The 7,180-nt window shown below is 74.2% G+C and carries 7 protein-coding genes; all 7 read left to right on the top strand.

Translation table 11 applies throughout. From position 1 onward, the window contains the following. Positions 1-740: isocitrate lyase/PEP mutase family protein (locus ABZ914_RS43050; protein WP_500200551.1), on the top strand; the 740-nt coding region annotated here is incomplete at its 5' end. Then, a complete protein-coding gene (locus ABZ914_RS43045) occupies positions 737-2,143 on the top strand; it encodes an FAD-dependent oxidoreductase (RefSeq protein WP_500200550.1) in 1,407 nt (468 codons plus the stop codon). The genes ABZ914_RS43050 and ABZ914_RS43045, both read left to right, overlap by 4 nt. Continuing rightward, positions 2,137-2,907 (top strand): SDR family NAD(P)-dependent oxidoreductase, encoded by a 771-nt coding sequence (locus tag ABZ914_RS43040; RefSeq protein ID WP_500200549.1) that lies wholly within the window; start codon positions 2,137-2,139, stop codon positions 2,905-2,907. Before ABZ914_RS43045 ends, ABZ914_RS43040 begins: the two co-directional genes overlap by 7 nt. Before the next feature lie 25 nt (positions 2,908-2,932). Beyond that, positions 2,933-3,520, top strand: a complete 588-nt coding sequence (locus tag ABZ914_RS43035; RefSeq protein ID WP_500200548.1) for a cysteine hydrolase family protein — start codon at positions 2,933-2,935, stop codon at positions 3,518-3,520. 14 nt (positions 3,521-3,534) lie between these two features. Beyond that, positions 3,535-4,995, top strand: a complete 1,461-nt coding sequence (locus tag ABZ914_RS43030; RefSeq protein WP_500200547.1) for an FAD-dependent oxidoreductase — start codon at positions 3,535-3,537, stop codon at positions 4,993-4,995. Positions 4,996-4,997: 2 nt separating this feature from the next. Beyond that, the gene (locus tag ABZ914_RS43025) at positions 4,998-5,801 is read left to right on the top strand and encodes an aspartate/glutamate racemase family protein (protein WP_500200546.1); all 804 of its coding nucleotides are present in this window, start codon (positions 4,998-5,000) and stop codon (positions 5,799-5,801) included. Continuing rightward, positions 5,798-7,132: an FAD-dependent oxidoreductase gene (locus ABZ914_RS43020; protein ID WP_500200545.1), complete on the top strand. Its 1,335-nt coding sequence runs from the start codon at positions 5,798-5,800 to the stop codon at positions 7,130-7,132. Before ABZ914_RS43025 ends, ABZ914_RS43020 begins: the two co-directional genes overlap by 4 nt. Positions 7,133-7,180 lie beyond the last annotated feature (48 nt).

Genomic DNA, 7,180 nt, shown 5'->3' with positions numbered 1-7,180 from the left:
CCGGCTTCGGCCTGCCCGACATCGGGCTGATCTCCCAGACCGAGGTCGCCGACCACGCCGGACGGCTCACCGAGGCGACCCGCGTCCCGCTCGTCTGCGACGCCGACACCGGGTACGGCGGCCCGCTCGCGGCGATGCGCACCGTCCGGCTGCTGGAGCGCGCCGGGGTGGCCGGCCTCCAGCTGGAGGACCAGGAGATGCCCAAGCGGTGCGGCCACTTCGACTCGCACGCGCTGATCCCGTCCGGGCACATGCAGACCAAGATCGCGGCGGCGTGCGAAGCGCGCACCGACGACGCGCTGGTGATCATCGCCCGCACGGACGCCCGGTCCGTGCACGGGATCGACGAGGCCATCGAGCGCGGCCGCGCCTACGCCGAGGCCGGCGCCGACGTGCTGTTCGTCGAGGCGCCCCGGACGGTCGACGAGCTCGCTCTGGTCGGGCGCGAGCTGGCGGGCGTCCCGCTGATCGTCAACGTGGTCGAGGGCGGCAGGACCCCGCAGCTCGGCGTGGCGGAGTACGCCGAGCTGGGCTTCGGCGTCGTGCTGTTCGCCAACTACCTGATGCGCTCCATGCACCTCGCCGGGCAGGAGGCGCTGGCGCACCTGAAAGAGCACGGCGAGACCGCGTCCCGCGCCGGGCGGATGGCCGGATGGGAGCAGCGGCAGAGCCTGTTCAACCTGCCCCGCTTCAGCGCCGCCGAGAGCGCGCTGGACCGGGAGTACGGGAGCGGCTCGTGAGCTCGGTCCCCGGCCTGCCGGTCGAGACCGCGCTGCCCGAGCGCGTCGGCGTCCTCGTCCTCGGCGCGGGCCTCGCCGGCTGCGCCGCGCTGCTCGCCGCCGCCGAGGCGGGACGGTACGCGCTGCTGCTGGAGAAGACCGGCGGCATCGGCGGCTCCACCGTGAAGTCGGCGGGCCTGTCCGCGTTCGCCGGCACCGACGAGCAGGCCGAGCAGGGCATCGCCGACTCCGCCGACCTGCTCCGCAAGGACCTCCTCGACGTCGGGAAGGACCGCAACGACCCGGCGCTCGTCGACCTGTACTGCGAGCACCAACTGGAGACCTACCGGTGGCTGAAGGACCACGGCGTCCGGTACGGGGAGATCCACGCCGCCTCGGGCCAGTCGGTGCCGCGCAGCCACCCCACCGACACCACCCGCATGCTGGAACTGCTGCTCAAGGCGGCCGGCGACCTCGGCGCGCGCGTCATGCTCGACTCGCCCGCCCACCGGCTGCTGCACGACGGCGCCCGCGTGACCGGCGTCCGGCTCGCCGACGGCCGCGAGGTGCTGGCCGACGCGGTCGTCCTCGCCACCGGCGGGTTCTCGATGAACCCGAACCTGCTCGCCACCTTCGCGCCGCAGATGGAGCACGCGCTCCGCCAGGGCGGCGCGGGCAACCAGGGCGACGGCCTCAAGATGGCCATGGCGCTCGGCGCCGGCGTCCGCGACACCCCCTACATCAAGGGCACCTACGGGCACTTCCACGTCGAGCACCCCGACGAGGACGGCACCGGCATCCTCGCCGTCTACAAGGGCGCGATCGCGGTCAACCGCGAAGGCCGCCGCTTCGTGGACGAGTCGCGGAACTACAAGGAGATCGGCGACGCCGCGCTCGCCCAGCCCGGCGTGACCACCTGGCAGGTCTTCGACGCCCGGACGATGGCCCTCGCCAACGACGAGGTCCCGATCTACGAGTTCGCGGGACGCGAGCGGGCCGGGATGCTGCTCAGGGCCGACACGATCGCGGGCCTGGAGGCCGGGATCGGCCTCCCCGAAGGTTCCTTGCGGCGCACCGTCGCGGACTACAACGCCGCGATCGCGTCCGGACGGGACGACGCGTTCGGGCGCGTCCACCTGTCCGGCGGCGTGGGGGAGCGGACGCCGATCGACCAGCCGCCCTTCTACGCCCACCCGTCCGGCACCGTCGTGCTCGCGACGTACTGCGGCCTCACCGTCGACACCCGGATGCGGGTCCTCGACTGGTGGGGCGAGCCGATCGGGCGCCTCTACGCCGCCGGCGAGATCACCGGCGGATTCCACGGCGCCGGCTACATGACCGGCACCTCCATCGGCAAGTCCGGCGTCTTCGGCCGGATCGCCGGCCGGAACGCGGCCGGCGAGGAGAGCGAGCTCCAATGGTGACGTCCGCCTTCGATCTGACCGGCCAGGTCGCCCTGGTCATCGGCGCGGCCCCCGGCGGCCTCGGGGAGCGCGCGGCGCACGCGCTCGCGGACGCGGGAGCGCGGACCGCCGTCGCCGACCTGCCGTCGCGCGCCGCCGACCTCGCCGCCACGGCACGCGACCTCGGGACGGGCGCGCACGAGGTCGACGTCACCGACGAGGCGTCCGTCACCGCGCTCTTCGAGAACGTGATCGCCGCGCACGGGCGGCTCGACATCGTCGTCAACGCCGCGGGCGTCATGCTGCGCAAGCCGTACGACGAGACCACGGTCGAGGAGTTCGAGCGGGTCGTCCGGGTCAACCTCACCGGGACGTGGCTGGTCGGACGCGAGGCCGGCAAGGCCTTCACCCGGCAGGGGAGCGGCGGCCGCATCGTCAACCTCACCACCGTCTACGCCGAACGCGTCGGACCCGTCCCCGAGTCGGCGTACTACTCGTCCAAGGCCGGCGTCGTGAACGTGACGCGGGCGCTGGCCGCCGAGCTCGGCCCGCACGGGATCAACGTCAACTGCCTGGCCCCCGGCGTCTTCTACCCCACCCAGATGACCGCCGCGCTCGGCGCCGACCCCGACCGGCTGACGTGGTTCGGCGAGCGCACCATGCTCGGCCGCCTCGGCGACCCCGCCACCGACTTCGCCGGCCCCCTGCTCCTGCTCGCGAGCCCCGCCGCCTCGTACATGACCGGCCAGGTCGTGTACGTCGACGGCGGCTGGTCCGCCTGGTAGCCCGATCCCTCCAAGGAGACCCCTGATGACCACCGCCACGAAGGCCCTGCTCATGCTCGACTACCAGGTCGCGCTCTGCGAGGAGGGGCCGCACCTGCGGATGCCCCCGCTCGTCGCGCAGATCGCCGAGCGCGGCGTCCTCGGCACGGCCGAGCGGGTGCTGGCCGCCGCCCGCGCGGCCGGGACGCTCGTCGTGCACGTCCGGCTCGCGTTCGACCCGTCCTACCGGCTCCGCACCAACCGGCTGCCGCGCTTCGACCCCTACGAGGAGCAGCGCGCGATGCTCGCGGACTCGCCGGAGGCGCAGATCGTCAAGGCGCTGGCGCCCGCCGGCGGGGAGCCCGTCGTCGACAAGGGCTGCGTCGACCCGTTCGTCGGGACCGCGCTGCGGGACGTCCTGGCCGCCGAAGGCGTCACCGAGGTCGTCCTCGGCGGCGTCGCCACCAACCTGGTCGTGGAGTCCGCCGCCCGGCACGCCTCCGACTCCGGCCTCCAGGTGACCGTCGTCGAGGACATGTGCGCCTCCTTCCGGCCCGACTTCCACGAGTTCTCCGTGACGAACATGCTGCCGCTGTTCGGCTCCGTGATCGGCTCCGCCGAGCTCGCCTTCTGAGGGGACGCCACGCCATGACCGAACAGAACCACCGCTACGACGTCGTCGTGGTCGGCGGCGGGGTCGCGGGCCTGTCGGCCGCGGTCTCCGCCGCCGAGAACGGCGCCCGCGTCGCGCTGCTGGAACGCTCCCCGGAGGCCGAGACCGGTGGCAACACCCGCTACACCGAGGCGTTCCTGCGGATGAAGTCGCTCGACGAGGTCGCCGACGGCTTCGAGGACGCCCTCGTCGACGACTTCATGGGCCACCCCGACCCGTCCATCGTCAACGACGCGGCCCTCCCGCCCCGGCGGCAGGGCGCGCTGTACCGCGCCACCCACACCGTCGACCCGGACTACGTCGCCGTGCTGGCCGAGAACGCGCCGCCGACGCTGCGCTGGATGTCCGGCCACGGCGTCCGGTTCGACTTCGTGCCGACCCCGTTCCTCACCCGCTCGACGACCCGGATGGCACCGGTCGGCGGCGGCCTCGCCATCGTGGAGACGATGGGCAAGGCCGCGCGCGGGCTCGGCGTGGAGTTCCACTTCGCGACCACGGCCCGGCGGCTCGCCTCCTCTGGCCGCGGCGTCACCGGCGTGCTCGCGCACACCCCGGTCGGCCCCGCCGTGTTCGAGGGCGCGGTCGTCCTCGCCAGCGGCGGCTACCAGGGCAACTTCGAGCTGATGGCCCGCTACCACGGCGACAAGGCGCTGACCTGCCGTCCCGTCGCCAAGGGCGGCAACTACAACAAGGGCGAGGGCCTGGAGATGGCGCTCGCGCTCGGCGCCGCCACCGCCGGGAACTTCGCCCTCTTCCACGCCGAGCCGATCGACCCGCGCAGCGGCGAGCCGGAGGCCGCGATCTTCTGCTTCCCCTACGGCGTCCTCGTCAACAAGGAAGGGCTGCGGTTCGTGGACGAGGCGCGCGGCACCGTCGACGCCTGGTACGAGCGGACCACCCGCGCCGTCCAGGCCCAGACCGACGGCATCGCCTGGGTGATCCTCGACCAGCGGGGGCTGGCGGTGCCGAACCTGATGGCGGGCGTCCGCACCGACGTCCCGCCCGTCACCGCCCCCACCATCGGCGACCTGGCGCGGGCGCTCGGCCTGCCCGCCGCGACCGTCGAGCGGACCGTCGAGGCGTACAACGCGGCCTGTCCTCCCTCGGACGGCTTCGACCACAGCGCGCCCGACGGCCTTGCGACCACCGGGCTGGACGTCCCGAAGTCGAACTGGAGCCGGCCCGTCGAGCAGGGGCCGTTCGCCGCGTACCCGATCATGGCGGCGAACGTGTTCAGCTTCGGCGGCCTCAAGACCACCTCCGCCGCCGAGGTCGTCGACCGCGACGGCCGTCCCATGACCGGCCTGTACGCGGCGGGGGAGCTGACCGGGCTCTACTACTCCAACTACACCGGCTCCACGTCGGTGCTGCGCGGCGCGACGTTCGGCCGGATCGCCGGCACGAACGCCGCCGCCCACGCCGCGGCGGGGGTGTGAGCGTGCGGATCTGGCACCAGTCCTTCACCGTCCTCGACGACGTCCCGCACTACCGCGACGCGCTCGCCCGCCACCTGCGGAAGCAGGCGGCCCCCGGGACCGAGATCGACTTCCACGGGATGAGGCCCGGCACCTACCCGTCCGACTATCCCGGGACGCACATCGGCTACGCCTACCTCGCCGGGCTGCACAAGGAGCAGTTCGCGCACGCGGCGCTGCGCGCTCAGGACGAGGGCTACGACGCGTTCCTGATCGCGACCATCCCCGACACCGCGTACGAGGAGGTCCGGACGATCGTCGACATCCCCGTCATCGCGTTCGGGCAGACCTCGGTCCTCATGGCGGGGACGCTCGGCGACCGGGTGGGGATCGTCAACTTCATCGCCGCCCTCGAACCGCAGCTCCGCCGCAACATGCGCGACTACCGGCTGGACCGGCTCGTCGGGCCCATCGTCCAGGTGGAGGCGGAGTTCGCCGACGTCATGGCGGCGTACGCCGACCCGGAACCGCTGCTGGACGCGTTCACCCGCGCCGCGCGCGAGGCGATCGCGGACGGCGCGAACGTCATCGTCCCCGGCGAGGGACCGCTCAACGTGTTCCTCGCCGACCAGGGCGTGTCCCGCGTCGACGACGTGCCGGTGCTCGACTCCCTCGGCACCTGCGTCCGCGTCGCGGAGCTGCGCGCCGCGCAGTACCGGGCCACCGGCCTCGCCCCGGCGCGGACCGGCTTCTACGGGGCGCGCCCGCCCCGCCCGCTGATCGACGCCGCGCGGGACTTCTACGGCACGCGCGGGACGCTGTCATGACCTGGGACACCGAGGTCGACGTGGCCGTGGTCGGCGGCGGGGCCTGCGGCGTGATGACCGCGCTCCGGGCCGCCCGCGACCCCGGCCGCGTCGTCGCCGTCTTCGAGAAGTCCGCGCGCGAGGGATGCAACGCGGCGATCTCGTCCGGGTCCCTCGCCGCCGGAGGCACCCGCTTCCAGGCGGCCGCGGGCATCGACGACTCGCCCCAGCGGCACGCCGACGACATCCTGCGCGCCAGCGGCGACGAGGAATGGCGCCCGGCGGTGGAGGCGCTCTGCGCGGCCGCCCCGCGGATCGTGGAGTGGATCGCCGACACCGGCTACCCGATCGAGCTCGGCACCGACATGCCCCGCGCCGGGATGACGGCCCTGCGCCTGCACACCGACACGGGCCGCCTCGGCGGCGCCCGCCTCATGCGGCACCTGCGCGGCCTCCTCGAAGCCCAGGACAACGCCGCCTTCGTCGACGAGGCCCCCGCCGTCGACCTCGTGTCGGACGACGGCGGGGTCACCGGTGTCGTCATCGCGCAGAACGGCTCGCTGCAGCGCGTGCGGGCCGGCGCCGTCGTCCTCGCCACCGACGGCTTCGCCGCCGACCAGACCCTGGTCAAGCGGCACCTGCCCCACCTCGGCACGCCGTTCTACGGAGGCGTCTCCACCTCGACCGGCGACGCGCTCGCCTGGGCGGGACGCCTCGGCGCCCAGGTGCGCAACATGGGCGCCGGCCTGCGCTCCGGCCTCGTCGTCGTGGACCACGGCACCCGCGTGTCCCCGGCCCTGCCGTTCAACGGCGCCGTCCTGGTCAACACCGGCGGCGAGCGCTTCGTGGACGAGGAGTCGAAGGGCTACTCGTCCATGGCGGGCGTCCTGCAGCGGCAGCCCGGCGAGCGCGCCGCCATGATCTGGGACGCCACCGCCATGGCCGCCACCCGCGAGTCGGAGATGATGCGCGAGAGCCTCGCCGCCGGAGCCGTCCGCGACTGCGCCACCCTCGACGACCTCGCCGCCTGCCTGGGGCGGACGCCCGCGGAGACCGAACGCGCACTGGCCCCGCTGCCCGGCCGCCGCGGGCTCACCGCCCCCTACCACCTCGCCTGGGTCACCCACGGCCTGCTCGCCACCCAGGGCGGCCTGGTCATCGACCCGTCCGGCCGCGTCCTGGACGGGGCCGGCGAGCCGATCCCCGGCCTGTTCGCGGGCGGCGGCGCCGCCTGCGGCCTCGCCGGACCGCACTCCGACGGCTACCTGTCCGGCAACGGGCTGCTCTCCGCCTTCGGCATGGGCTGGATCATCGGGAACGGGCGAGGACTCGACCCGGCCCCGGCGCCCTGAACCGGCACATGCGCGGCACGAACCCCGCGGGCGTCCGGCCGCCGGTGG

This window comes from Spirillospora sp. NPDC046719 (assembly GCF_040645715.1).
In the GTDB taxonomy this organism is placed as follows: domain Bacteria; phylum Actinomycetota; class Actinomycetes; order Streptosporangiales; family Streptosporangiaceae; genus Spirillospora.
This window is presented reverse-complemented; position numbering and strand designations above follow the sequence as displayed.